The organism is Proteus sp. G4415, from assembly GCF_963896075.1.
GTDB lineage: Bacteria > Pseudomonadota > Gammaproteobacteria > Enterobacterales > Enterobacteriaceae > Proteus > Proteus mirabilis.
In genome coordinates this window covers 18,309-43,695 of sequence record NZ_CAWQOK010000056.1, presented here as the reverse complement: position 1 = coordinate 43,695, position 25,387 = coordinate 18,309, and the positions used below count along the sequence as shown (strand labels likewise).

The following is a 25,387-nucleotide window of genomic DNA, read 5'->3' as shown; positions in this document are numbered from 1 at the left end:
AAATCAACCAATTTCATTCTGTTATAAATTTCATAAGCTCGCTTTAGCTCTCATATTTATTATTCTATTTATGGCATGATAGCTGTATCCGAGTTATTTACTAGAAAGTAATTCGGAACTAATCAATTATTCTGTGTACTTAAGGAGATTGAAATGGCAGCCACTCGCATTGAAAAAGACTCAATGGGACAAATCGAAGTACCAGCTGACCAGTTATGGGGAGCTCAAACGCAGCGTTCTCTAGAACACTTCCGTATTTCAGTAGAAAAAATGCCTGTTGCACTGATCCACGCGCTTGCTTTAACCAAAAAAGCCGCCGCCGGTGTCAATATGGATCTCGGGTTATTACCTAAAGAACGTGCAGATGCAATTATTGCTGCTGCTGATGAAGTGCTGGCAGGTAAACACCCAACTGAATTCCCATTAGCAATCTGGCAGACCGGTTCTGGCACTCAATCAAATATGAATATGAATGAAGTGTTAGCTAACCGTGGTAGTGAGATACTAGGTGGTATCCGTGGCATGGAACGCAAAATTCATCCGAATGATGATGTTAACAAAAGTCAAAGTTCAAATGATGTGTTCCCAACGGCCATGCATGTCGCTGCTGTTATCGCATTACGTCAGGATTTACTGCCGGAATTAAAATCATTACTGAAAGTATTTAAAGAGAAAGCAGAAGCTTTCCATGATATCGTCAAGATTGGTCGTACTCACCTGCAAGATGCGACACCACTTACATTAGGTCAAGAAATCTCCGGTTGGGCGGCGATGCTTGAGCATAATATCAAACATATCGAAGATTCAGTTCCTCATGTGTGTGAGCTTGCGTTGGGAGGAACGGCGGTTGGTACAGGATTAAATACACATCCTGAGTACGCAGTTCGCGTTGCTAAACGTATCGCTGAATTATCAGGTCAGCCATTTGTCACGGCTCCTAACAAATTTGAAGCATTAGCAACCTGTGATGCACTGGTTCATTCTCATGGTGCGTTAAAAGGTTTAGCTGCCTCATTAATGAAAATAGCTAATGATGTACGTTGGTTAGCATCTGGCCCTCGTTGCGGTATTGGCGAAATTTCTATTCCAGAAAATGAGCCAGGTAGCTCCATTATGCCAGGTAAAGTGAACCCAACTCAGTGTGAAGCGTTAACCATGCTGTGCGCTCAAGTTATGGGTAATGATGTTGCTATCAATATCGGTGGTGCTTCAGGTAACTTTGAACTGAACGTATATCGCCCAATGATTATTGATAACTTCCTACAATCAGTGCGTTTATTGGCTGATGGTATGCGTAGCTTTAACGAGCATTGTGCTATTGGTATTGAACCAAACCGTGAGCGTATTAATAAATTATTACATGAGTCTTTAATGCTGGTTACGGCATTAAATACCCATATCGGTTATGACAAAGCTGCAGAGATCGCGAAGAAAGCTCATAAAGAGGGCTTAACGCTGAAAGAATCTGCACTGAAACTGAACTACCTGACAGCAGAAGAATTTGATAGCTGGGTACGTCCAGAAGATATGGTTGGTAGTATGAAAAAATAAGCAATTATACGCTTATTTTATCTAGTACAATATTGGATCCCGCTATCCCAGATAGCGGGATTTTTTTCTATTGCTTATTTTTCAAGATATAAATGTAAGCGTGGAATAATTAATTGTAACTTTTTGGCTTTAGGGCGATGGCGAATTTGAATATTATTCACATCATAATCAGCTAATTCACCTATTATGGGCTTAAAGTCTGACTCTTTATCAATATAGAAAGCTAATAATGGTAGGGGACAAGCATATTGTACCTGTTTTTGTTGCTCCGAATACCAAACTCTGGCAATAGGTTGGACTTTCACTGGACGCTTAATTTTTAATTTGGCATTTTCCGGGAGTTGTGAAAGGGTCATTATCTCTTTATCGATACGTTCAGCCCATTGTTCACTAGTATAAGGAGGTACGGCGCGATTGGCTTCTCGACTTTTTTCTAGCTGAGCTAACACATCATTACGAGTTAAGTTTTTTATAATGTTTTTATTGGCCCAGCCAAAACGTACTGTATCAGGATCAGAAAGTAGGGTGAGGGTGCGATAAGCATTAAGTGTAATTAAGCCTTTTAGCTGATTATGGACAAAATCAAAACGTTCTTCTTTCGAAATACCAGACTCTTTCGTCACAATATCTGAAAGCTGTTTTTTTAATGAATTAATGCTCTCTACTTGTGTTTTTACATTCTTAAATACAGGATTGCTGACACTAAAACAGAGTACCCCCGGTAAACGTATCGCACGCTTGCTACTGACATGTGGGGCATTATCATAGATAAAGAGATTGGTCATTAATTTTAAAGAGAGTTCTAAAGCATCAAGATCATAACTAGGTGACACTGTAACATTTGTTATCTCATCATGTTCATCTTCTTTACTTACCTCAGGTAATTCAAAAACCGCAGAAGGAAGTTGCTTTAACTGACGAAGAAAATCGGTAAGAGCATTGATTTCTGTTTCAAGTTGTTGAAAACAGAGATTAAATCGCTGTATTGCATCATATTTGCTCATCTCTATAACCTTATTTAGTTACAACATACAATTAGCCGTTATTAAAAACAATACATAAACTTCAGTGGAATGTATATCGTCTAGTAGGGTGAAAATTAAAAAATCACGCTATACTGTTTATTTATACAGTATAGCGATAAAAGGGCACTTTGTTGATGATATTTTTCTTAAATATCGTTATATGCGGTTTTTTTAAGCTAGCTTGGTTTTATTTTTAATCTTCTTCAGGAGGGTAATGAAAAGCTGTATATTCGTCTACACAATCTGGCTTAGTCGGTGGACAGTTGTCTACTGTGGCAACAGATATAGATGCAAATAATAGTGTTGCTAGTATTATTGGTAATTTTATTAAAGTCATGGTTGTTGTCCTTTTCAAAATAGAGACTCCATACTAAAAAAAGCAAAGTAAAGTCACAATTTTCTTTATTATCAATAGGTTTTTATAAATTAACAGACAGAAAATTATGACTTTTTATTGTGCTATTCGATTAAGGCGCAGTGCGATTAATAGTGCGGTTAACATTAAAAAAGCAATAAACAAACCAACACCAAGCCAACCAAAATTGACCCAGAAGATCCCACCTAGTGTTCCCGCAATACTCGAGCCTGCATAATAGGTAAATAGATAAAGAGAAGAGGCCTGCGCACGTCCTCGTTTAGCTCGACGTCCAACCCAACTACTTGCTACCGCATGGGCAGCAAAAAAACCCGTAGTTAAAATAAGCATACCTATAAAAATAATTGCTAGAGAGTCAAATAGTGTAATTAATATACCCGCTAGCATCATAGAAACACCGGCAATAAACACTTTACCTAATCCATATTTATTGGTTAATAAGCCTGCTTTCGATGCACTATAAGTTCCACTCAAATAAACAATTGAAATTAAACCAACGGTTGTTTGAGTTAATGAATAAGGTGCATCTAATAGGCGATAACCAATATAATTAAATAAGGTTACAAATCCTCCCATTAACAAGCCACCTTCAATAAAAAGAAGAGGGAGTCCTTTATCTCTAAAATGCAATTTAGTTGTGATAAGAAGATTACGTGGTTTTAAGGTTGCTGGCCTAAAATGTTGTGATGTCGGCAATATTCGCCAAAAAATGATAGCAGCAACAAGGGCAAAAATACCTAAAATAATCACAGACACACGCCAAGAGTAATAATCACTCAAAACACCAGTAATAACACGGCCACTCATACCACCAATAGAGTTACCGCTAATATAAAGCCCCATCGATAAGGCTAGATAAGCAGGATGGATCTCTTCGCTAAGGTAGGTCATCGCAACGGCTGCAACACCACTAAGTGATAGTCCTACGAGTGCTCGTGTAATTAAAATCCCCGTCCAGCTATTCATCATGGCACTTAATAGTGTGAAAAAAGCCGCACAAAATAGCGCAATAACCATCACATTTTTTCGACCAAACGCATCAGAAAGAGGCCCTGTAATCAATAGACCACAAGCCATAAGACCTGTAGAAAGCGATAAAGCAAGACTACTGGTTGCTGGGGTGACTGAAAATTCTTTTGATAGGATAGGTAAGATAGGTTGCACAAAGTAGAGTAATGCAAAAGTGGCTAAACCAACCATAAAAAATGACACTGTCACTTTTATATAAAGCGCGTCATCACGCTGGATATAGTGTTTCGGACTGTTTGGTTTAGAAGTGGTGTTGATAGAAACATCTTCTTTTAGGGCCATGTTTTTACTGCTTATTTCATGAGTGTCCATAAAAAGTGGCTATCCAATACTTAAATTTGATTTATATCAATGTTAGAAACATTTGATTTTTTTGTCTAATATATTAATAATTAGCAATAAGACTTTTAAAGTATCAATAGGCATTTACATCAACGAATAATACAAATTATGAATATAGAACTTCGCCATTTACGTTATTTTATTGCTGTTGCTGAAGAATTACATTTTGGTAAGGCAGCTGAGAGATTAAATATTTCCCAACCTCCTTTAAGTCAGCAAATACAAGCCTTAGAAAGTGAGATAGGGGCTCGTTTACTCGAAAGAACCAATCGTTCTGTTTCGTTAACCCCGGCAGGACAAATGTTTTTAAAAGGATCCTATCAAATTATGGCACAAGTTAAGGCGGTAGCGACACGAGCATCAAGAATGGAAAAAGGAGAATTAGGTGAAATTTCAATTGGTTTTACCTCAACAACACCTTTTATGCATTTGGTTACGTTAAGTTTGCGTCAATTTAGGGAAAATTATCCTGAAGTCGGTATTCATATGCATCAAATGAATACTAAACAGCAAATATCACCATTATTAACTGGCCACATCGATTTGGGAATTATGCGTAATACGGTGTTACCTGATAATTTGCACCACCAGCTCCTATTTCGTGAACCTTTTATTTTGGCAGTTTATGAAGGGCATCCTTTACTTGAATACAAAGAAACAGGCGTAAATATTCAAGATATTGGGCAATATCCTTTTGTATTTTTTGAGCGAGATGTAGGAACGGCGCTTTATGATGAAATTATTCAATTGCTTAGCCTTGCGGGAATTACACCAACGATAGCACAGGAAGCCGGAGAGGCGATGACCATCTTGGGGCTTGTTGCTGCCGGATTAGGGATTTCTATTGTGACAAAATCATTTACCCGCATGAAAGTTGATGGTGTGCATTATCTGCATTTTGCTAATTCGAATGCTTTCTCTGAAGTATGGTTAGTTTCTCATAACAAACGAACGATCCCCGCTGCGGCCAATAGGTTGACTCAATTATTGCTAAAAAATATCTTAGAAGATCAAAAATCTTGATTTATATGTGCTTTCCATCACGATTTTTATGTAATTATTGTACAATTATCACAAACTGACGACATAATCGAAAAATAATTATTTAGAGCTTCGAATTAATTACGGCTTTTTTATTAAGGATAAGATGAAATGGGGATCCCGCCTAGCCATATTGATCATGTAAAACAATTTAATCTTGGCACTGTTTTTCGATTAATTGATGAACATGGTCCTATTTCTCGTATCTCATTATCTAAAAAAGCAACACTTGCGCCTGCCAGTATTACTAAAATTACGCGAGAATTAGTTGAAGCACACCTTATTCATGAAACAGAATTTCCTGGGTTAGGATTTCGAGGACGGCCGGCTGTTGGTTTAAAGTTAGAGAGCAAAGGGTGGCAATTTTTATGTATTCGAGTAAATAATGGTAGCCTACTTTTTAGTTTAAGAGAGCTTGATAATCAATTAGTTGTTGAAGATACCTTCGACTTTCCTAAACAAAATAGTGATGCTTTTTTGCATCATTTCCTTGCTGCAATAGATACATTCTTTCAACGTTATCAATCAAGAGTAGAGCGCCTTACTGCAATTAGTATTACCATGAATGCAATTGTTGATCCGATTAGTGGCGTTATTTATAGCTCTCCTTACTATGCTATCCAAGATATCCCGCTGGCTGATAAAATTCAGGAAAAAACAGGTGTTGCTGTTTTCTTACAACACAGTGTAACGGCTTGGACGATGGCTGAATCACTCTATGGTGCAGCCAAAAATAACACCGATATTCTGCAAATTGTTATTGATGATATTGTCGGTGCAGGGGTTGTGACTAATGGAAAGACATTACATTCAAACAGCCATAGTGCCGTCGAAATAGGGCATACAAAAGTTATTGATTCACAGACGCAATGTTATTGTGGTGCAAAAGGGTGTTTAGAAACGGAAATATCGATCCCTCAGTTAATTAAAAAAGCACAGCACTTGGCGCAAGAAAATCCCACCTCAATACTTAATCAATATCCGATTACGGTAGAAACGCTATGTGATGCTGTATTAATTGGTGATAAACAAGCATTAGACATCATTAATTTAGTGGCGCAACGACTTGGTTTTATTTTAGCCGTGATGGTCAATATTTTTAATCCTCAAAAAATATTAATAGGTTCACCTCTGTGTAGAGCAAAATCTGCACTTTTCCCCCTGATCCTTAGTAGTATCCAACACCATGTATTACCTAGATATGCCCATAACTTGGTTATTGAAGAAACAGAATTGCGCAATAAAGGCACATTGCCAGCGGCATCACTAGTAAAAGAAGCCTTATATAATGGCTCATTATTACTTGAGTTAATGCAAGGCTAATAATAATACAATAAAGTATAATTAAAGTATTATGCATAGAGAAGTAGGCCAATTGATCACTTACATTACCCTATTTTTACTCAATTAACTAAAAAATTGAGCTAACTCAAGCCACCATAAACAGTGTTACCCTAAACTCTAATCTCTGTCATTTTTCGTAAACCTGATTTATCTGTCATAACGGAAGTAAATTATATGTTAACACGCTTGTTTGTTACGGGGACAGATACCAACATAGGTAAAACTGTTGTCACCCGAGCACTTCTTCAGTCAATAAATCGTGGCGGGACAACAGCAGTGGGCTTTAAGCCTATCGCAACCGAATTACATGAAACGGTTGAGGGTAATCGTAATCGTGATGCTCAGATTATTCATAATTCCTCACCTATTGACGCTCGCTACGACGAAATTAACCCTATTTTGCTAGAAAATTGTTATGTAAGTGAAAATGCAATAGACTTCCATCAAATTTCAAGTGAACTAAATAATTTGGGCCAAAAAGCTGAATGCGTTGTTATCGAGGGAAATGGTGGTTGGCGCTATTTACTTGATGATAATACTTTTTATTCAGACTGGGTGGCTAAAGAAAAAATTCCTGTTGTTCTAGTGGTTGGGATCCAACCTGGTTGTGTCAATCACTCAATTCTAACCGCGCAATCTATTATTAATGATGGTTTAGAATTAGTTGGTTGGGTGGCTAATAGAATTAATCCTGGGTTACCGCACTATGCAAAAATTGTAGAAAGGTTATCTCAACATATTCCAGCCCCATTGATTGGTGAAATCCCGTATTTATTACGCCCTGAAGAACGTGATCTCTCTTGTTATCTTGACTTAAGTCAGTTAGAAATCGCTCAACCCGCTTAGTTAAGGTCAATCAAAGAGAATAACAATAAGTTATTTCTATTCAATAACTTATTTTCTATTAATATTTAGTTTTACTTATTACTTATCAACGCCTAATGGGTTAACTCATTGGGTGTTTTTTTATTTAACAATGAATACTAAATATTAATAGCCTAATCGCTATTTAGGTTAAAAAAGAAAAGGGCACACAAAGTACCCTTTTTAGCTATTAATTCTATTAAATCAATGATTAATGGCGAGTATAAATGATTTTTTTAGAATCATTTTCACAAGTACCTACAACTTTACCTTCAGTCTGTGCAACTTGATCATTTTCAACCACTGTTAGGGTAAAGTTAGCTGCAGGAACACCATTATTTTCAATTTTTTGTTGAATATCTTGAACGACTTCATCACATCCAGCATTTGCGGCTAAAGGTGCAAATGCGAACAATGTAGCCAGTACTGCAAATAGATATTTTTTCATAACATTTCTCTCCTTGCTTGATTTTTAAAACATCATTGTTTTATTTATATTAAGGGTTAATTGGGCGACCAGTATTACTGTCTAAACAGCGACGTGTTTCTGGCTCCCAGTAAGCATAGATATTGGCGCTTTTTAAACAAGCATCACGCTCATCAATAGCTTTATCTATTTTATTAAACTCAGTTTTTTCGCGTTGGTTGATTTTATTACGGAGATCGCGTTTTTGATCCCAATCTTCTTTCATTTGTCGAGCTTGCTCTTTATCTAAAACATTATCATAGCCATTGCCATTAATGGTTACATTTGTTGAAGCTGCAACAGAAGAAAAAGAAGACACGGATAAACCAAGAAATAGTGAAAATAGCAGAGTCCTTGTTGCTTGTTTCTTAGTTAACGTATTTATCATAATGGCTATCCTCTAAAATTATGTAGCACTGAACAATGACTATTTTATATCAACAAGTATATATGATCCCTTAACAAAAAATGAGTTTTCAGTGCGTTTAATTTTGTCGGTGCACACTTAATCCGGCAAAAGATTGACTGACGGGCATCATCTCAAGCGTATTAATATTAACATGTGCAGGCAATGTTGCCGTCCAAAAAACCGCCTGTGCAACATCTTCAGGAGTAAGCGCATCTGCTCCTGCATAAGTTTGTTCTACTTTATCGGTATCACCTTTAAAGCGTACTAATGAGAACTCTGTTCCACCCACAAGACCGGGTTCAATATCAGTAACACGTATTTTTTTACCTTGAAGATCGGCACGTAAGCCTAGGCTAAATTGCTTAACAAAGGCTTTGGTTGCACCATACACATTTCCCCCCATATAAGGCCAAGAAGCCGCTGTTGAGCTGATATTAATAATATGCCCGACATTGCGTTCAACCATTGAGGGTAGTAATGCACGAGTGACATGCACTAAACCTTTATTATTAGTTTCGATCATAGTATCCCAATCATCAAGATTGGCTTTATCAGCGGTACTTAACCCTAAAGCGAGTCCTGCATTATTGACTAATACATCAATTGAGCGCCATTGTTCTGGCAATTGATGATAAATTTCACTGACTGCTTTTTTATCGGTGACATCTAATTGTAAAGGATAGAATAGATCGCCCAGTTCTTGATGAAGAGCTTGCAGTTTATCAAGACGTCTCGCGGTACCAATAACTTTGTGTCCATGGTTAATAAAGTGACGAGCAATAGCTTCTCCAAAACCTGCTGAAGCACCGGTGATAAATATAATCATTTACTTATCCTCATTGTTTTAATCTTTGAAAGTAAAAAGCGAACGTTAACAAGAGTCAAGTTGAAAAATGCAGCTTTGAGATAAATCAGGGGAAAGATAAGGTTCTTTGCCAATGTAAAAGATTTTTAACTTTAATCATCACTGAGTTATACGTTTTTCACTACTGATCAAAGTGGGTTGAAAGGGGGTTTTTATTTCGTGTCACAGTAGAGAAGGTTTAATACAGAGGTGTCATAAAAAAGCTAGGGCAAAACAAATAGGCTTAATAAAAACATGGTTACAACAATAATCACGACGCCTATAACGGCAATGGTAACTGTGGGAGATAAAAGAAAGCAAAAATAACAGAGTACAAAAGTCACCGCGATATGGAGCAGATCGCTAAACTGATGATAAAGCCAAATAATCAAATTTTTAATTTTCAATAGAGCCGTTCTTACCATCATTTACTCGTAACTATGATTACTATATAGGTCATTGCTCGAATCTGAGCTTATAAAAATTTATAAGCTCAGTTTAGCATAGTAAATAACGGTAATAGTTATTTTTTGCCAACTTGATGGCCAATAACACCACCTAATACACCGCCGCCAATGGTTCCTAATGGACTACCATCTGTTAAAATTGCACCACCTATAGCACCAGCACCGGCACCAATTGCTGTATTACGATCGCGTTTTGTCATGCTTGAACAACCCGCAAGTGAAAAAAGCAGAACAGAAGCGACACACATTGTTCCAATTTTCTTAAACGTGATATTCATTTTTATAAGCTCCAGTATAAAGAACATTATAAAGTTACTGCTATCATAATCGTACTGGCATCAGAATATTCGGGAAGAATAGGGTGCAATACTCCTAAAATGCGTATTAAAAAGCATTAAAAAAGTAATAATAACTAACTATCTGATTAAGTTAGTTAATAAAATGAGCATTGTATTACAAAATGAGAGATATTAAGAATAGGCTTAAAATAACTTACAGATTCTAAGCCTATTAAATCTAACGGATCAGACGGGTAGTTAGCGTTTTTTGTTGATCCAGTAATTATGCTTATCGCGTAATTCTTCTTCTGTATATTTTATCGCTTCACTATCAGAAATTTTACGATGTGCATTATATGATTGATAAATTTTTGCTTCCCAAGTCAGTATTTTTGGTAAACATTGTTCAAATACAGCATCTGAATTGTAAGTACATTTATGGGTTATTTTTGACGCGAGATCTTTGTCTGCCGAGGTAAATTGGCTATATGCTTTATTTTCATTCATAAAGCTAACCTCTTCTTTGGTAAATTCGCTTCTTCTTTGATTATCACCAAGTTGTACAATATAAGCACCAATTAGACCAATAACACTACTCAATAACCATTGTTTCCATATTTTTCTTAAAGTAAAAGGCGTTTGAGTCCTAACGCATTTAATAAGATATAGTATTAAATAAATAGCAAAATACAGTGTTGCTAAAGCGATGATTGAACTACCGATAATAATTTTTGTATTTAAATATTCCATTGGTCCTCTATTTGTACAGGTGTTTTATAAAAATATGTTTATAATGGAGGGGAGTATAAATGAAAAACAATAGGTCACCAATAGAATAAATAATTAATATTATTTAACATTATTCCATTAATAAATAAAGGGTTTTATAAGAGCGAGAAATCAAATGAGAATTGAATGTTATAGTTGGTCAGATGTTAGTGAACAAATTCTGGAGCAAGCAATAGCCTTACAGAATTCAGCTTTTGAGGATATGAAGGGTAATTTTTATCAGGTTGATATACCTTACAAGTTGGTACTGGCAATTGATGATAATCAGGTTATCGGGCATGTAGCTGTTTATTTACGAGATGTTTACCTAGATTCATTTCCTGAAACCATTGGTATATTGAGCTGTGTAGTGGTGGCTCACAAATACCGAGGAAAGGGCGTTGCGGCATCATTAATAAAAATGGCTCATGCTATACTGAAAGAATATTCTGTTAATTTTTCTATTTTATTTGCTGTTTCTCATGCTTATTATCTCTCCTCTGGATATATTCCGATGAAAAATCTCACCCGTTTTATTGAGAATAATGAGAAGAAAGAATTTATATATGACGGTGGTATGGTGTGTGAATTAGGTAGTCAAAATTGGAATGTAAATATATTAGAATTAAATGGGGAAGTTGTATAATTCACAAGTGGTGTAACAAATGGTGTAAATAGTATAAATAGGTGTAAAAATAGCTGCTAGAGGTGCTAATTCGTTGCGGCTTTTTTCAACTACTCTTGGATAATTTCCTACAGATGATTTTTGTGTAAAAAAATTTACTTAGCGATTAAATTTTTTTCTAAAAAATGGAATGTGTAAATTTACAACTGGAAATAGGTAATGAGTCGTTCTATTATTTCATTTAGTGATCGCCTAGATGGCCACTAAATGAAAGACAAATCCGCAGAATTATCTACTGGGTCAATTAATATGAAAAAACTAGGATATATTAAATTATTAGCTATTAATGTAATATTAATAGCTGGTTGCAATGAAGAAAGCAGTGAACTTACACTAAAAAATCTGACGACCGCAATTAACAAGTATTATCAAATTTTTTGTATTGTGCCTCACCCTGTTCCAAGCAATAGTGTAAAATCCTTTCCAGCTGAGGTAAAAAAAGAATTACCAGGATTATTTATTTCAGAAGATGAAATGGAAATAAAATTCAAGAATGATATAAAATACTTTAATGCATTTGAATCCATTAATTTGTTAGATAAAGAAGTAATAAAAAACAGCCAAGAAGAGATAATAGGTTATCGCTATAGTCCAACAGCTGAAGGTAAAAAATATTTAGAGAATGATAAAAGTCGTTATTTTTGTGCTGGTAATTATGAGGTTACAAGCATTGTTAAAATAAATCCGCCGATTGAAGAAGCGTTTAAGAAGGTTGAAGTTACTTATACCTATAAAGCTATAAATATTTCTCCTTGGGTTAACAACAAGATCATTAAAGAAACATTTCCGCAATTACAGCAAGATTTAAAGCCTCAAGCAGAAAATACAAAAATATTAATACTTCGAGGTAATGTGTGGACAGTCATTAATTAACTTCGAGGTAATGTGTGGACAGTCATTAATTAAAGGAACGAGAAATGAAAAGTAAGCGGAGTAGTATATTAAAACTTCAATTATCAATGATAATACTCTTATCATCAGGAATGGCAATTGGGGCTTCAAATAAGACAGTAGAATTTTTATTGACAGAGCAGGAAAGTGGTTCTTCTAATGCAATAGCCGAACTTAATTTACTTGCGAAGCAACAAAACCCACATGCATTGAGTACTCTAGGTTTTATTTATGAACATGGGGTTAATACACCTAAGGATGTGTTAAAAGCGATAGATTATTATCAGCAAGCTTGTGAACTTGGTGGAGACTATGGTTGTGGTAATGCCTGGTATTTTTATAAGTATGGTATAGGTGTTGAACAAAATAGCAAAAAAGCGACTCAGTTTGCTAATAAAATAAATAAAAATGATATTCCATTAGAGATAGCGAACAAATTAAGTCTTGAATTTTATGATGCAAAAGTAGTAGCAGAAGCGAACCCTGATATTCGTTCTGATTTTATTGAAAGCTTATCACAATGGTTGACAGCTGGAGATGAAGTAACACAATTAATGTTTACTAGGATGGGATTAAGCAAGCAAGATACATTACATTTAGCGAAAGTATGGGCAAATGAGTATGAAAATGATGCAAAACTTAACTTTCAAATAGGTCATTTATATAATTTTCGATACTCAGAACTAGATAGTGAAAGAAAAGATCTCGAAGCTTTGAAATGGTTTCAAAAAGCAGCTGAATTAGGAGAGCCAAACTCTCAAAATATTATAGCTTATTTATATGAAAATGGTGATTGGGGAATAAAACAAGACCCCAAAAAAGCAATTGAATGGTATCAAAAAGCCGTGGAATCCGGTGACAGTAATGCTACTATGAATTTAGCTAAAATATATTATAAAGGTGTAGATACAAAGGTTGATTATAGTAAAGCATTATCTTTATTTGAAAGTGCTAAAGATTATAACATTGGTGAATCTGCAAAGTATTTAAGTCAAATTTATTATAATGGTCAGTCAGTTATATCGGACTGTAATAAAGCAGCAGATTATTATGAGAAATCAATCGGCAGATATAATGAAAAGATCCCTCGGGATAAATATATAGAGCTCTGTCAATCCGATAGAAAAATGCGTAATGAAGTTAAAAATGAGTTACCGAGTATTGTTATGAAGCATATTTCTACATTTAGCGGTGATAAGGGCGCGTTAACTCAGTGTGAATTATCGTTTGGTATTTTTAGTAATAAAATTATTCCTGTTGAAAATTTGCGAGTGAAAATTCAAATGACTGCGGAGAATAACTCGAATGATGAGCCTTTTATACTAGAGCATATAGTTGCCTTTCCTCCTTTTGGATTTAATAGTTTAAATAAAGAGGAAAATGGTGGAAGAGGTTATGAGAATTCTAAATTAGTACCAATCTATGATGAAAAAGGTTGTAAAACTCACAAGGCTAAAACAAAAATTCTGTCTGCAACAGCATTAATTAATGGTGAATCTGTTGATTTATTAGAGAAGAACTTAATTTCATTCAGCGATAAAAAATAATTGTAATGGTCAATAATTCGATGTCTGTGAGCAACGTGCAAATAGTGGAGAAGTGTCTGCCATTATCCTTGCTGTATGGGTTGTATGCAAATTAGTAGTATCACGAAACGCATGAGCTGCCAAAGATTACGAAGTCCAGTGGTGGTTGTGCCTTTGTTCGTATAAATGTATAACGCTATGTTACAAAAGGGTTCTTGAGCCTTTAACATAGAGTGCATTGTGCGAGCCAATCATCAATTCTTATTCGTTAGCTATTGACGGGTGAGTTATTTTTTATGCCGTTAGGTATAGAAGTAAACATGCGATATGTTTAAGGATAACCGTTTGTTAAACAGAAATACTTATTGAGAAGCAAGAAAGAGCGCTACCGCTCTGATAAGCCTAAGATCTCATAATAGCGATTAAGTTTGATAGTTGAATATAAGCAACGTTTTTAGGAAAAATAATAAAAAAATACTTAGTTAATATTGGATTTACGTTCTGCCAGAAATTTTTAATTTTCTGTCATGTTTTTATTGATAAATTACTCAACGATAAATGAAACATCGACAGCTCCTGAATATTTATCTGCTATAACTTTGCCATTAGCACATAGACCAAATAGAAAAGTTTGATTAAAGGATTTTATATTATCCATATTGGGTATATAGTGACCATCAAAGAATCTAATGGCACTTGTATCATTCGCTTGACATGTTTGATTTGTTAAATTTTTTAATGATGCAACAACATAAACTTCTGATTGATTGTTTGATTTTGTTCCATTTAAAAGCATTCCAGACATATTTCCACTAACAAGACTATTATAAGCTTTTATTGTAATATAGTTTTTTCCACCTTGAGTACATGTAACATTAACGGAATTTACTGGTGAAGTATCTAATAATGTTGGTGAAGTAAATGTTGATGTAAATTGATCTTTAAATTTAATATTAGTCTCAGTACTACTTGTCACGTTACACCTTCTTAAGGCCGTAACTTTAATTTCTCCAGGGCGGATAAAATAAGCAGTACTATCATCAACGCTATTAGCTGTATTTCTTGACAACTTAAAACTAGTTTCTAATGAAAAAATACCAGGTTTTATATCGCCATATGCATAAACTGAATAACTATTTATACTGATAGAGACATAAGATCGAAAAGAAGGATCATAAAAATTTTCTTGATCATAAGCCGAAGGTCCCCAGCAAAAAGAACCATTTTTGCTTACATTATATAAACTTGAACGAGTCAACTTAGATCGAGTTAATACTCCTTTTATATTTTGGATACCTGAATTATTAGTTTTATATTGTCCTCCAATGTTTCCATTTATCGCCAATAGTAAATAGCCAGAGGTAGGATAGTTTTTATTTATTAGTTTAAATCCCCATTCATTAATTTCAGGTATTTTTTGTAGCCCATCGGTACTACCACAATAACCCGTCTGGTTGGTAAGGCTCAGAAAACCAAGCCTAGCATAATAATTAGCGCTCGAAGGGGCAGTGAAACTTTTAGGAAAGGTTTCAGCTAATTTTGTCACTGGAACAACTTCGCCTACATAGCCAGTTTTCCCTGCCATTATTTTAATTTCTCCATCAGTAGCATAGCTTAATGTTGTACCTATTGTCATGAGTAATATAAAAAATGGTGAGTATTTCATTTTCATAAATGTTCCTAGGAATTTACTAAAAATTATTTCTTATTAAGAGACAAGATTTTTATTAAATTAGCCTAGCATATAAAAAAGGAATATTCATAAAAATATTTATATTCCAATATGATTATCTTTATGCGAGTATCTCTATAGGAATAATTTACTTTAACTATAATGGAGTTTTAATTTTATCTATTCTGATGTATTAAATATAGAAATAAGACGAACAAGGAAATATACAAAAATCACTCTTATATATGAGATGTGTTATATATTATGAACATATCGTCATTTCCTATAACAAACCTCGGCTAGCAATGTAGCATCAGCATATAAATTAAAGAAAGTCGGTTGGAAATACTAAAGTAGTGACCAAGTCCAATTGAATAATCAATCAGCCAAAAACAGAGATTTCAGCGACTATCCGTATTTACCTACCATAGTTCGCATAATGTGTGACTCTATGTTACAAAAGGGTTCTGAGCGATTGCGGTAGAATGGTTTTGATGTTTACCGCAATCGGGAAGGTTCGTCTTTACACATAGAGTGCATTGTGCAAATCAGAGATTTTAGGTTTAGCTTCTACCATCAATGCTATTTTTCATATAAAAATCAGCATAAAGAACATCAATTTCTTTTTCTGAAAAAGCGTCTTTTATTGAGCCCTTTTCTAAATTAAATTTCAATTTACTAATAGGCATAGAGTGTATTTGTGATACGAGGTTTTTTGTTGGGCTATGAAGTTTGAATATTTCTAGTGAAACATCAGCTAATTTTGGGTCGTTTTTATTATCGATATCGGATACAAAAACACTAGCAGCTAAAATTTTCCCATTAATATTTCTAATTCCAACTATATATGCAGATTTCAGTTTTGAATACTCTGTTACTGCATTCAACCCTGTATCTATATCATATTTTGTTTGTGTTGGATTACTATAAACACATAAACTTATAGCTACATTAGTACTCATAATCTATTCCTCTTCATTTTTGGAAAAATGCTTTCTCGTTGTATTACCCCAAATCTTAGGTGTTATTTTTTCTTTTGAAACCAAACGATTACGCCAAAGAAGGTCGGTTAGCAATAACCAATTAATCATTTGCATCAAAAATCTTTGTTAAACTTAATATAACATATTCTTATGTATTTAATAGCGTCAGATATCGTGTTTCTAATTTTTGAACATTGGTATAAGTAAAAAAATATAATAAAAAGAAAAGGTTGCTTAGACAGTATCTGTGATAACTATCAATATAACAATACAAAAAGCTTTTAGTGTGATATCTGAAAGGGTGCGGTAACTGATTACCTCTACAGAAAATTATTTGTGGCGGGGGATTTATGCAGTATTGAGGTGATAAACGATCACAAATATATTGGCGATTTTACGGTTAGATTTATAGTTACAGCAAAGAGCAATAGCAATATCAACGGTAGAAGTTTGAAATAATAAATAAAAATATTAAGGATTATTATTGGATAGATGTCTTTGATTCTTATGATAGCGTCATGGGCATCAATTTAACTGACGGTATAAACATCTAAAAAGGCTTTATTAAAATCCTTTCTAAAGTAGTATCTGATAAAAAGACAAAAAAACATTGGGTCCAACCAACATAATCAATCAGCCAAAAACAGAGATTTCAGCGACTATCCATATTTACCTACCTTGGTTCGCATAATGTATATTATGTTAAATTACATATAATAACCAATAACTTCATTCCTAGCTCTAATCTGTGCACGATATCCTCCACATCTAGATCATATTGTTATATTAAAATATTGGGCAAAAGCTTTATTGCCCTTTTCATTAATCGTCACTTCTCTATATCCTTGGTGGCGTTTTATCCAACCTTGTGTCTGTGCATGATTAAGTAATGCACTGCCAATTTGTCCACCTAGATGAAAACGCCTTTCACTCCAATCTAAACAAGGACAACAAATATTGCGCGAATGTTTTGCTTGGAAATTAAGTCCCATCAATTTAAAGCGTTTATCTCCGAATTCAGTTATTTCTGTTCCATCTTTTGTTATCCATTCTTCTTGGCAAAGTACCTGATAAATTTTAACGGCAATTTCACCGGCTAAATGGTTATAGCATGTACGTGCTTTTCTTAAATGTTCTGGGGTGGTAATTTTTGCTTGTGATACTAGCTAATCGAAAATAGCGATATTTACCACGAGAGATCACAGAAATAAGGCCGCTACTGAGTAATTTTGATAAATGGCTACTTGTGGTAGATGCGGAGATATCCGCAACAATGCTCAACTCGGTGGCTGTCCATGCCCTTCCATCCATCAAAGCACAGAGTATTTTTACTCTGGAAATATCCGCAATAGCGGCTCCAACCGCGGCTATTGCTGACTCCAAAGTATGCTCATATTCCGTTTTTGTTTTGTAATTATTCATCTTATAACGGCTCTATTGTCCAGTACGGTGCAATTACGTGTGAGTACTTGTAAACTCATAACAACGTTCTAGTTTAACTATACTTATTTTATAAAAATCAAAAATGCTCTTTTTACCTTCCTGCTGTGCTTTGCTGTGCAAAATATTATTTTTCCATTGCAGTATAGCATCTTCATTTTTCCACCAAGAAAGCGATAATAGCTTTCCTTCCGTCGCTAGGCTTTGAAAGCGCTCGATAGATATAAATCCATCAATGTTGTTTAGTAATGGTCTTAGTTGAGATGCTAAAGATAAATATTGCCCCTGCTTACTTGTGGCTATTTGAACTTCAAAGATAACAGCGATCATTTTATTCTCCTTGTTAAGAATAAGCAGGATAACAAGGAAAATAATAAACGTTTCGATACCTATTGAAATGTTACTCTGTACTGAATGTAGAGTAGAAATGAAGTTAGTATCTTTATTAAGCAATGATATCTTTAAAAGCACTTGTTACTTGTTATATTTATAACAAAAAATGTAGTATTATCAGATTTTTATGTGCAAAAACATAACGTAAGAGAAAAATAATGAAAGTTCATTATGCTGTAGGTAAATATATAATTGCTATATTTATTCTATTACTGCTTGTTATCACCACCCTATTATTTTTTACAAGCCATATTCAAGACTTTGACTATGAAAACAAAGATCAAGAAGAATTAAGTTTTCTATCTCAAGGAAACCGGCTATCAGGAACTCTTCTTACTCCTCAACATAAGACTCCGTCAGCGGTTATCGTTGTTATTCATGGTGATGGGCCTCAAGATCGTTATTCAAATGGTGGCTACAACCCTCTGTTCAATACATTTTTGGATGCAAATATCGCGATATTCTCGTGGGATAAAGCAGGCATTGGTGATAGTCAAGGAAACTGGCTACATCAATCAATGGAAGCTCGCGCTGAAGAAGCGGTAGCTGCATTAAAATTAATGCAACTTCGTTATCCCAAAGTTCAAGTAGGTTTTTTAGGGTTTTCTCAAGCCGGATGGGTTATTCCTATCGCCGCTAGTCAATCACAACCAGCTTTTTCTGTGATTATTGGTGGTGCTGTCAATTGGCGAGAACAAGGACAATATTATCAAAAATTGCGTTATGAACAGCAAGGAAAAACACCGGATGAAATTATACAATTGCTGGCAAAAGAACAAAAAGAAAATGATGATATTTTTGGACTACATGGTACAAAAGATCGCACTCGTCGCAATGATATGAGTGAAGATCGATTTAATTTTGTTGTTAAAAATTACTTAAGTGATTCATCAAGTTATTTAAGAAAAATGAATGGTCGTATATTAGCGGTATGGGGAAATAATGACTTAAACGTTAATGCTCAGCTTAATGCTTGTCGCTATCGTGCAATATTAAATACTCATCATCAAGCTGATATTGTTGTTTTCCCTCATGCTAGTCATGGATTACTCCGTGTGCCAGAATTTAATTACCAATTAGAAAGTGATTGGCCAATATACCGTCAACTACAATTTCTGTGGGCTGGCCGTAAAGCTTACACTGAAGGTTCGTTACCACTTATTATCGATTGGATAAAAAATAAAAATCCGGATTTCTCTCCCTATAATATGGATTGTAATTTATGATTTTTAACCATAATAAGGATATAGATGGCTTTATACTTTGGTTGTCTCTTGTGTTACTTTCTTGTACTCTGCTACGCTTTATTATCAACCTATTTGAGTAAACCATGACAGAAGCTCGTTCTAAAGATCCACTACACGGTATCACGCTTGAAATGCAAGTTAATGCGTTAGTGGCTAAATATGGTTGGGTTAAATTAAGCCAACTAATCAAAATTAACTGTTTTAGAAACGAGCCAAGTGTAAAGTCGAGTTTGAAATTTTTGCGCAGAACTCCTTGGGCGCGCTCTGAGGTAGAAGCACTATATCTAAATCTTGTTGAAGAAAACCTTGATGATACAATCAATTATTCTGAAAGTGATCCTTGGGCAAATAGTCGCTATAAAAAATAATTGTTATTTTTATCAATTCTCATCTCTAAAATCCTTTGGTGTCATGCCAAACTCTTTTTTAAAAATAGAGTAAAAATATTGTAACGACGGATAGCCACACATCAAAGAAATCTCTTGTATTGATAATGTTGTTGTGGCTAATAAGTTTTTCGCCCTTTTCAGCTTCTCTTCATAAATCACAGCATGGATAGTCTTCCCTACTTCTTTCTTAAAACGCTGTTCTAAATTAGAACGCGACATATTTACAGCGTCTAACACTTGCTCAGTTTTTATTCCTTTACAAGCATTGTAATAAATATAGTGCATTGCTTGTACAACGGTAGGATCACTAAATGAATGAAAGTCTGTTGAGCGACGTTCAATGATTTTTACTGGAGGAACTAATATTCTTGGTAGTTGTTCAGTTAGATGCCCTTCTAATATTTGATGCAGAAGCTTCGCGGCTAAATATCCCATTTGTCGTGAACCTTGTACTACAGAAGATAGCGCTATACGTGATAAATAACGTGTCATATCTTCATCATCAATGCCTATAATACTGATTTCTTCAGGCACATTAATATTTAAGTTATCACAGACTTGCAGTAAATGACGCGCTCTGGCATCGGTGACGGCAATAATACCAGTTTGTGGTGGCAACGTTTGTATCCAGTCAGATAAACGATTCTGTGCATGTTGCCAATTCTCTTGTGTGATATCCATACCGTTATAAATGATGCCAGGGTATTTTTCGCGAGTAACTAATTGCCGGAATGCATATTCTCTCTCATTAGACCAATGCGGGTAGTTTTTTGCCGGTAATCCATAAAAAGCAAAATGTTTAAGCCCTTTTTGCTTTAAATGTAAAAAAGCTTGATGAATCAATTGGTAATTATCAGTAGCAATATACGGCACAGAAGGATAATCTTTTGCTTGATGATAAGAGCCACCGACACCAATAACAGATAAGGGTGATTGGCTTAAATGTTGAGTAATAATGGGATCGTCAAAGTCTGCAATAATGCCGTCACAAACCCAATGATTAATATTATCAAGGCGAGTGCGGAAATCTTCTTCAATAAATACATCCCAATGGCACTGTGACGCCTGCAAGTATTCACCTACCCCTTCAACAACTTGTCGGTCATAGACTTTATTAGCGTTGAATAACAGCACGATACGAAAATATTTATCTTTTTTCATATTAGATCACCCACTCTTCCATGTTGGCCATTAAACCACAGCTTTGTATTTGCCAGCATTCTCCTTCGTGGCTATGTGATTACTATCACACAAGTCAGATTTCGTAATAGCAAAGTAAAAAATAGGAATAACCAAGAGTAAGTACAACGAGTATTTTGTTGTTAAACCACATTGCCGAGGGGATTTTCATGAATCAGAATAACTTTAATAAATTAATTTCTAGGCAAAATACCTACAGTGCTAAATGGTGCAACAGTAACGCCAATGTTATTCCATTATCGGTTGCCGATATGGATATTTCTGCACCAGATTTTATTATTAACAAACTCAGTCAGTTTAATTTAACCGGTATTTATGGCTATACCGATCTTAGCTCTGATTGGAATAATGTTGCGGTAAATTGGTTTAAATCTCAATATGCTTGGCATGTTACACCTGAATCTGTGGTGTTTTGCCCTCGTATTATCCAAGCCGTCTCTCTCTATATTCAAAATTTTACTCAAATTGGCGATAAAGTGACAACCTTGTCACCTGCTTATCATCCTATTAGCAATACAGTTTGTGTAAATCATCGCCATCTACTAGAAAGCCCATTAATTTATCATAATGGATACTATGAAATAGATTTTGACGATTTAGAAGATAAATTTAAACAATCTGTCTGTTTTATATTGCTCTCTCCCCATAATCCAACCGGAACAGTATGGCAACAAGCTGATTTATTAAAAATTGCTAAACTTGCTGAAAAATATAAAGTTTTTATTATTTCTGATGACGTTCATGCTGATTTTGTTTTTGATAATGCCATTTATCGTCCTATATCAACTTTAAGTAGCTATGTAGAGCAACACTCTTTTATTTGCACATCACCGGCTAAAACCTTCAATTTAGCGGGGCTTGAAATAGCCAATATTGTGATTGCTAATCCAGAATATCGTGAGAAATTTAAACAATGCTTAATTGCCGCAGGTATTCATAATCCTGGTTACTTCTCTGTCCCTGCTTTCTTACAAGCTTATACCTTACAAGGTCAACAATGGATCAAAGAGCTTAAACATTACCTTGCTGAAAACAGGCAGTGGGTAAAAGAGCAATGTGCACGTTATTTTCCTGATTGGGTTATCACTCAAAGCCATGGCACCTACATGCTATGGATCAATTATCAAAAAATGCAGTTAACCGAACAACAATTAAAGCATTGGTTTGTTTCATTAGCCGAAGTAGAAATGAGTTGGGGAAGCAGTTTTGGTGCGGCTGGGGATGGTTTTTTCCGCATTAATATTGCTACACCTCGTTCAATATTAGAAACCGTTTTTACTCGGCTTATTCGTACCTCACCTCACGCCAGTTTGGAATAAATTACAATGAAAACGCAAACGATAAATAATCCGAGAACCCCTACACTTCTCGAGTCACTGTTTCCTATATTTACAATGGTGGTGCTATTAGGCGGAGGTTACGCCGCTTTTGATTTACCTCCCGAACCACTAATGGTGTTATCAACCGTCGTCGCGGCATTATTAGTTAAACGATTAGGCTATCGTTACGACGAAATCTTAACGGCTATCTCACAAAAAATCGCCAAAACGATGCCGGCTTTGCTGATCTTAATTAGCGTTGGTTTATTAATCGGGACATGGATGGTGGGAGGAACCATTCCACTGATGATCTACTATGGATTAAAGATGATCAGTCCTGAAATGCTATATGTTACAGCACTGCTAGTGACATCATTAGTATCAGTTTGTACTGGTACTTCATGGGGCTCGGCGGGCACTATTGGCGTCGCTTTTATGGGCGTTGCTGTCGGTATGGAGGCTAATCTTGCAGCAACTGCGGGTGCCGTTGTTGCTGGTGCTTACTTTGGTGACAAACTCTCACCGCTATCAGGGGATACTAACCTCGCTGCAATGGCGGCCAGAATAGATCTTTATCAACATATCTGTCACCTGCTTTATACCACATTACCTTCCTTGATCCTCACAGCGATTATCATGACTGTCTATGGTATGAATGGCGATTTAGCAGGACAAGGAGTGCCTGAAAAAGTCACCTTAATTACCAATGGGTTGGAGAATATTTATCACTTTAACTTGATCCTGCTTATTCCTGTATTAGTCATTTTATATGGTTCGGTCACGAAAAAACCGACTATTCCAGTTATGCTGGCCTCTGCCGCTATTGCGATGTTGAATGCTTATCTTATTCAAGGATTTGGCTTACATGATATCGTAAAAAGTGCCGTTGATGGCTTTAATGTCTCCATGATCCAAGGTAAAGAAGTACCTGAATTATTAGGTAATTTGTTAAATCGTGGTGGTATGAACTCCATGATGAGCACCCTACTTATCTGTTTCTGCGCACTCTCCTTTGCGGGGACTCTATCTTTAAGCGGTGCATTAGAAGTGATAGTTCATGCACTGCTAAAAATGGTGCATTCAACGGGATCGATGATCTTAGCGACTATTGCCTGTGGACTGACCATGATTGGTGTTACTTGCAATGGACAAATCTCTATTCTTATTCCTATCGAAATGTTACGTGGTGCGTATATTGAACGCGGTTTACACCCTAAAAACCTTGCTCGTACTGTTGAAGATTCCGCCACTATTTTTGAGCCTATCTTACCTTGGACTGCTGCCGGCGCTTATATGGCGGGTACATTAGGTGTTGCAACCCTAAGTTATTTGCCTTGGGCTGTATTGTGCTGGAGTGGCATCTTCTTTGCCATGTTATGGGGTTTCACCGGTTTTGGCATTGCTAAATTAACACCAGAAGAGCAGGAAGAAATGACTGCTGAGCTTGGATCACATTCAGAATTACAACTTGATACTAAATAAGGACGGTTCCATGTCTTACTTTGATAAAATTGAACAAATTCAATATGAAGGTACCACCAGCGATAACCCTCTCGCTTTTCGCTACTATAATCCAGATGAAATTATTTTAGGGAAAAGAATGGAAGATCATCTGCGATTTGCTGCCTGCTATTGGCATAACTTCTGCTGGAATGGTTCGGATATGTTTGGTATTGGTACGTTTGATAGACCTTGGCAGACACCGGGAGAAGCACTAGAACAAGCAAAGCGTAAAGCGGATGTTGCTTTTGAATTTTTCCATAAACTCAATGTACCTTTTTACTGTTTTCATGATGTTGATGTTATCTCTGAAGGAAATAGCATTAATGAATATATCACCAATATGGCAGCAATAACTGAGGTATTAGCGCAAAAACAGCAAGAAACGGGCGTTAAATTATTATGGGGAACTGCAAATTGTTTTACTCATCCTCGTTACGGAGCTGGTGCTGCAACAAATCCTGATCCAGAAGTATTTGCTTGGGCGGCAACTCAAGTTTGTGAAGCGATGAAAGCAACAAAAACGCTGGGAGGCGAAAACTATGTGTTATGGGGAGGCCGCGAAGGTTACGAAACATTATTAAATACAGATTTACGCCAAGAGCGGGAACAAATTGGTCGTTTTATGCAGATGGTTGTTGAGCATAAACATAAAATTGGATTCCAAGGTACACTGCTCATCGAGCCGAAGCCACAAGAGCCAACTAAGCATCAATATGATTATGATACTGCGACAGTTTATGGTTTCTTAAAACAATTTGGCTTAGAAAAAGAAGTTAAAGTGAACATAGAAGCTAACCATGCAACTTTAGCGGGTCACAGTTTCCATCATGAAATCGCCACAGCTATTGCATTAGGTATTTTAGGCTCAGTCGATGCTAACCGAGGTGATCCACAATTAGGTTGGGACACAGACCAATTCCCCAATAGTGTAGAAGAAAATGCATTAGTTATGTATGAAATTCTCAAATCCGGTGGTTTTACGACTGGTGGATTAAACTTTGATGCCAAAGTACGTCGTCAAAGTAATGATAAATACGATCTTTTCTATGGGCATATATCCGGAATGGACACCATGGCAATGGCATTACGTATTGCAGCAAGAATGATCCAAGACGGTGGACTTGATAAATTTATTGCTCAACGTTATGCGGGATGGAGTGCTGAACTTGGCCAAAATATCCTACAAGGCAAATTAAGTCTTGAAGAAGTGGCAAAATATGCACAAAGCAATACCTTAGCGCCCCGCTTACAAAGCGGACGTCAAGAGATGCTAGAGAGTTTAGTGAATCGTTATATTTTTGGTTAAGGGTATAAAAAGATAAACACAGCAGAGTA

23 protein-coding genes and 1 pseudogene are annotated in these 25,387 nt (G+C 35.7%); 12 read left to right on the top strand and 12 right to left on the bottom strand.

The annotated features are described in order from the left end of the window. Positions 1-153 precede the first annotated feature (153 nt). Entirely contained in the window at positions 154-1,551 is a 1,398-nt protein-coding gene (gene fumC, locus AACU95_RS06235) for a class II fumarate hydratase (RefSeq protein ID WP_004243002.1), read from the top strand. Between the two features lie 74 nt (positions 1,552-1,625). On the opposite strand, the gene tus is transcribed toward fumC, so the two are convergent. Both tus and AACU95_RS06225 read right to left on the bottom strand, forming a co-directional pair. Then, a complete protein-coding gene (tus, locus tag AACU95_RS06230; RefSeq protein WP_017628102.1) occupies positions 1,626-2,555 on the bottom strand; it encodes a DNA replication terminus site-binding protein in 930 nt (309 codons plus the stop codon). 472 nt (positions 2,556-3,027) lie between these two features. Then, complete coding sequence (locus AACU95_RS06225; protein ID WP_004243000.1) at positions 3,028-4,293, bottom strand: MFS transporter; 1,266 nt, start codon at positions 4,291-4,293, stop codon at positions 3,028-3,030. Positions 4,294-4,431: 138 nt separating this feature from the next. Here AACU95_RS06225 and AACU95_RS06220 point away from each other — a divergent pair, with 138 nt between their 5' ends. The 3 genes from AACU95_RS06220 (at position 4,432) to bioD (ending at position 7,554) form a co-directional block, all read left to right on the top strand. Then, positions 4,432-5,346: a LysR family transcriptional regulator gene (locus AACU95_RS06220; protein ID WP_004242999.1), complete on the top strand. Its 915-nt coding sequence runs from the start codon at positions 4,432-4,434 to the stop codon at positions 5,344-5,346. A 129-nt stretch (positions 5,347-5,475) separates the two neighbouring features. Beyond that, complete coding sequence (gene mlc / locus AACU95_RS06215; protein ID WP_004242997.1) at positions 5,476-6,687, top strand: sugar metabolism global transcriptional regulator Mlc; 1,212 nt, start codon at positions 5,476-5,478, stop codon at positions 6,685-6,687. A 195-nt stretch (positions 6,688-6,882) separates the two neighbouring features. After that, positions 6,883-7,554, top strand: coding sequence for a dethiobiotin synthase (bioD, locus tag AACU95_RS06210; RefSeq protein WP_004242994.1), 672 nt, complete (start codon positions 6,883-6,885; stop codon positions 7,552-7,554). Between the two features lie 229 nt (positions 7,555-7,783). On the opposite strand, the gene AACU95_RS06205 is transcribed toward bioD, so the two are convergent. The 5 genes from AACU95_RS06205 to AACU95_RS06185 form a co-directional block, all read right to left on the bottom strand. Further along, positions 7,784-8,020 carry a DUF1161 domain-containing protein gene (locus AACU95_RS06205; protein ID WP_004242993.1) on the bottom strand — a complete coding sequence of 79 codons (237 nt, stop codon included), beginning with the start codon at positions 8,018-8,020 and terminating at the stop codon, positions 7,784-7,786. A 49-nt stretch (positions 8,021-8,069) separates the two neighbouring features. Continuing rightward, complete coding sequence (locus AACU95_RS06200) at positions 8,070-8,426, bottom strand: DUF1283 family protein (RefSeq protein ID WP_004242992.1); 357 nt, start codon at positions 8,424-8,426, stop codon at positions 8,070-8,072. A 97-nt stretch (positions 8,427-8,523) separates the two neighbouring features. Next, positions 8,524-9,273 carry a bifunctional NADP-dependent 3-hydroxy acid dehydrogenase/3-hydroxypropionate dehydrogenase YdfG gene (gene ydfG / locus AACU95_RS06195; RefSeq protein ID WP_004242991.1) on the bottom strand — a complete coding sequence of 250 codons (750 nt, stop codon included), beginning with the start codon at positions 9,271-9,273 and terminating at the stop codon, positions 8,524-8,526. A gap of 541 nt (positions 9,274-9,814) precedes the next feature. Continuing rightward, positions 9,815-10,036, bottom strand: coding sequence for an osmotically-inducible lipoprotein OsmB (gene osmB / locus AACU95_RS06190; RefSeq protein ID WP_004248092.1), 222 nt, complete (start codon positions 10,034-10,036; stop codon positions 9,815-9,817). A gap of 258 nt (positions 10,037-10,294) precedes the next feature. Further along, positions 10,295-10,786, bottom strand: a complete 492-nt coding sequence (locus tag AACU95_RS06185) for a hypothetical protein (protein WP_004242988.1) — start codon at positions 10,784-10,786, stop codon at positions 10,295-10,297. A 154-nt stretch (positions 10,787-10,940) separates the two neighbouring features. Between AACU95_RS06185 and AACU95_RS06180 the strand changes: the two genes are divergently transcribed. The 3 genes from AACU95_RS06180 (at position 10,941) to AACU95_RS06170 (ending at position 13,927) form a co-directional block, all read left to right on the top strand. Next, the gene (locus tag AACU95_RS06180; RefSeq protein WP_141192118.1) at positions 10,941-11,450 is read left to right on the top strand and encodes a GNAT family N-acetyltransferase; all 510 of its coding nucleotides are present in this window, start codon (positions 10,941-10,943) and stop codon (positions 11,448-11,450) included. A 246-nt stretch (positions 11,451-11,696) separates the two neighbouring features. Then, positions 11,697-12,362: a hypothetical protein gene (locus AACU95_RS06175; RefSeq protein ID WP_141192117.1), complete on the top strand. Its 666-nt coding sequence runs from the start codon at positions 11,697-11,699 to the stop codon at positions 12,360-12,362. A 44-nt stretch (positions 12,363-12,406) separates the two neighbouring features. Next, the gene (locus tag AACU95_RS06170) at positions 12,407-13,927 is read left to right on the top strand and encodes a sel1 repeat family protein (protein ID WP_141192116.1); all 1,521 of its coding nucleotides are present in this window, start codon (positions 12,407-12,409) and stop codon (positions 13,925-13,927) included. A 523-nt stretch (positions 13,928-14,450) separates the two neighbouring features. On the opposite strand, the gene AACU95_RS06165 is transcribed toward AACU95_RS06170, so the two are convergent. The 4 genes and pseudogenes from AACU95_RS06165 to AACU95_RS06150 form a co-directional block, all read right to left on the bottom strand. Continuing rightward, on the bottom strand, positions 14,451-15,578 hold the full coding sequence (locus AACU95_RS06165; RefSeq protein ID WP_141192115.1) for a hypothetical protein: 1,128 nt from the start codon (positions 15,576-15,578) through the stop codon (positions 14,451-14,453). Between the two features lie 563 nt (positions 15,579-16,141). Beyond that, positions 16,142-16,540 (bottom strand): negative control protein of sporulation, encoded by a 399-nt coding sequence (locus AACU95_RS06160; protein ID WP_087726558.1) that lies wholly within the window; start codon positions 16,538-16,540, stop codon positions 16,142-16,144. Between the two features lie 794 nt (positions 16,541-17,334). After that, positions 17,335-17,983: pseudogene (locus tag AACU95_RS06155) on the bottom strand (ArsR family transcriptional regulator). Positions 17,984-18,016: 33 nt separating this feature from the next. Next, on the bottom strand, positions 18,017-18,331 hold the full coding sequence (locus AACU95_RS06150; protein WP_004248086.1) for an antibiotic biosynthesis monooxygenase family protein: 315 nt from the start codon (positions 18,329-18,331) through the stop codon (positions 18,017-18,019). 221 nt (positions 18,332-18,552) lie between these two features. Here AACU95_RS06150 and AACU95_RS06145 point away from each other — a divergent pair, with 221 nt between their 5' ends. Together AACU95_RS06145 and AACU95_RS06140 are read left to right on the top strand one after the other, a co-directional pair. Next, positions 18,553-19,620: an alpha/beta hydrolase family protein gene (locus AACU95_RS06145; protein ID WP_141192114.1), complete on the top strand. Its 1,068-nt coding sequence runs from the start codon at positions 18,553-18,555 to the stop codon at positions 19,618-19,620. Positions 19,621-19,724: 104 nt separating this feature from the next. Continuing rightward, positions 19,725-20,009: a VF530 family protein gene (locus tag AACU95_RS06140; RefSeq protein ID WP_004242975.1), complete on the top strand. Its 285-nt coding sequence runs from the start codon at positions 19,725-19,727 to the stop codon at positions 20,007-20,009. 12 nt (positions 20,010-20,021) lie between these two features. On the opposite strand, the gene AACU95_RS06135 is transcribed toward AACU95_RS06140, so the two are convergent. Further along, positions 20,022-21,191 (bottom strand): XylR family transcriptional regulator, encoded by a 1,170-nt coding sequence (locus tag AACU95_RS06135; RefSeq protein ID WP_017628106.1) that lies wholly within the window; start codon positions 21,189-21,191, stop codon positions 20,022-20,024. Positions 21,192-21,379: 188 nt separating this feature from the next. Here AACU95_RS06135 and AACU95_RS06130 point away from each other — a divergent pair, with 188 nt between their 5' ends. Genes AACU95_RS06130 through xylA form a run of 3 tightly spaced genes read left to right on the top strand, consistent with a single transcriptional unit; the run spans position 21,380 to position 25,358 of the window. Beyond that, positions 21,380-22,549 carry a MalY/PatB family protein gene (locus tag AACU95_RS06130; protein ID WP_017628107.1) on the top strand — a complete coding sequence of 390 codons (1,170 nt, stop codon included), beginning with the start codon at positions 21,380-21,382 and terminating at the stop codon, positions 22,547-22,549. A gap of 6 nt (positions 22,550-22,555) precedes the next feature. After that, positions 22,556-24,031, top strand: coding sequence for a Na+/H+ antiporter NhaC (gene nhaC, locus AACU95_RS06125; protein ID WP_004242972.1), 1,476 nt, complete (start codon positions 22,556-22,558; stop codon positions 24,029-24,031). A gap of 10 nt (positions 24,032-24,041) precedes the next feature. After that, positions 24,042-25,358, top strand: a complete 1,317-nt coding sequence (xylA, locus tag AACU95_RS06120; RefSeq protein ID WP_012367934.1) for a xylose isomerase — start codon at positions 24,042-24,044, stop codon at positions 25,356-25,358. The last annotated feature ends 29 nt before the right edge of the window (positions 25,359-25,387 follow it).

Coding starts and splice junctions, on each gene's coding strand:
- fumC (WP_004243002.1), top strand. CDS start 154: ATGGCAGCCACTCGCATTGAAAAAGACTCAATGGGACAAATCGAAGTA.
- tus (WP_017628102.1), bottom strand. CDS start 2,555: ATGAGCAAATATGATGCAATACAGCGATTTAATCTCTGTTTTCAACAA.
- AACU95_RS06225 (WP_004243000.1), bottom strand. CDS start 4,293: ATGGACACTCATGAAATAAGCAGTAAAAACATGGCCCTAAAAGAAGAT.
- AACU95_RS06220 (WP_004242999.1), top strand. CDS start 4,432: ATGAATATAGAACTTCGCCATTTACGTTATTTTATTGCTGTTGCTGAA.
- mlc (WP_004242997.1), top strand. CDS start 5,476: ATGGGGATCCCGCCTAGCCATATTGATCATGTAAAACAATTTAATCTT.
- bioD (WP_004242994.1), top strand. CDS start 6,883: ATGTTAACACGCTTGTTTGTTACGGGGACAGATACCAACATAGGTAAA.
- AACU95_RS06205 (WP_004242993.1), bottom strand. CDS start 8,020: ATGAAAAAATATCTATTTGCAGTACTGGCTACATTGTTCGCATTTGCA.
- AACU95_RS06200 (WP_004242992.1), bottom strand. CDS start 8,426: ATGATAAATACGTTAACTAAGAAACAAGCAACAAGGACTCTGCTATTT.
- ydfG (WP_004242991.1), bottom strand. CDS start 9,273: ATGATTATATTTATCACCGGTGCTTCAGCAGGTTTTGGAGAAGCTATT.
- osmB (WP_004248092.1), bottom strand. CDS start 10,036: ATGAATATCACGTTTAAGAAAATTGGAACAATGTGTGTCGCTTCTGTT.
- AACU95_RS06185 (WP_004242988.1), bottom strand. CDS start 10,786: ATGGAATATTTAAATACAAAAATTATTATCGGTAGTTCAATCATCGCT.
- AACU95_RS06180 (WP_141192118.1), top strand. CDS start 10,941: ATGAGAATTGAATGTTATAGTTGGTCAGATGTTAGTGAACAAATTCTG.
- AACU95_RS06175 (WP_141192117.1), top strand. CDS start 11,697: ATGAAAGACAAATCCGCAGAATTATCTACTGGGTCAATTAATATGAAA.
- AACU95_RS06170 (WP_141192116.1), top strand. CDS start 12,407: ATGAAAAGTAAGCGGAGTAGTATATTAAAACTTCAATTATCAATGATA.
- AACU95_RS06165 (WP_141192115.1), bottom strand. CDS start 15,578: ATGAAAATGAAATACTCACCATTTTTTATATTACTCATGACAATAGGT.
- AACU95_RS06160 (WP_087726558.1), bottom strand. CDS start 16,540: ATGAGTACTAATGTAGCTATAAGTTTATGTGTTTATAGTAATCCAACA.
- AACU95_RS06150 (WP_004248086.1), bottom strand. CDS start 18,331: ATGATCGCTGTTATCTTTGAAGTTCAAATAGCCACAAGTAAGCAGGGG.
- AACU95_RS06145 (WP_141192114.1), top strand. CDS start 18,553: ATGAAAGTTCATTATGCTGTAGGTAAATATATAATTGCTATATTTATT.
- AACU95_RS06140 (WP_004242975.1), top strand. CDS start 19,725: ATGACAGAAGCTCGTTCTAAAGATCCACTACACGGTATCACGCTTGAA.
- AACU95_RS06135 (WP_017628106.1), bottom strand. CDS start 21,191: ATGAAAAAAGATAAATATTTTCGTATCGTGCTGTTATTCAACGCTAAT.
- AACU95_RS06130 (WP_017628107.1), top strand. CDS start 21,380: ATGAATCAGAATAACTTTAATAAATTAATTTCTAGGCAAAATACCTAC.
- nhaC (WP_004242972.1), top strand. CDS start 22,556: ATGAAAACGCAAACGATAAATAATCCGAGAACCCCTACACTTCTCGAG.
- xylA (WP_012367934.1), top strand. CDS start 24,042: ATGTCTTACTTTGATAAAATTGAACAAATTCAATATGAAGGTACCACC.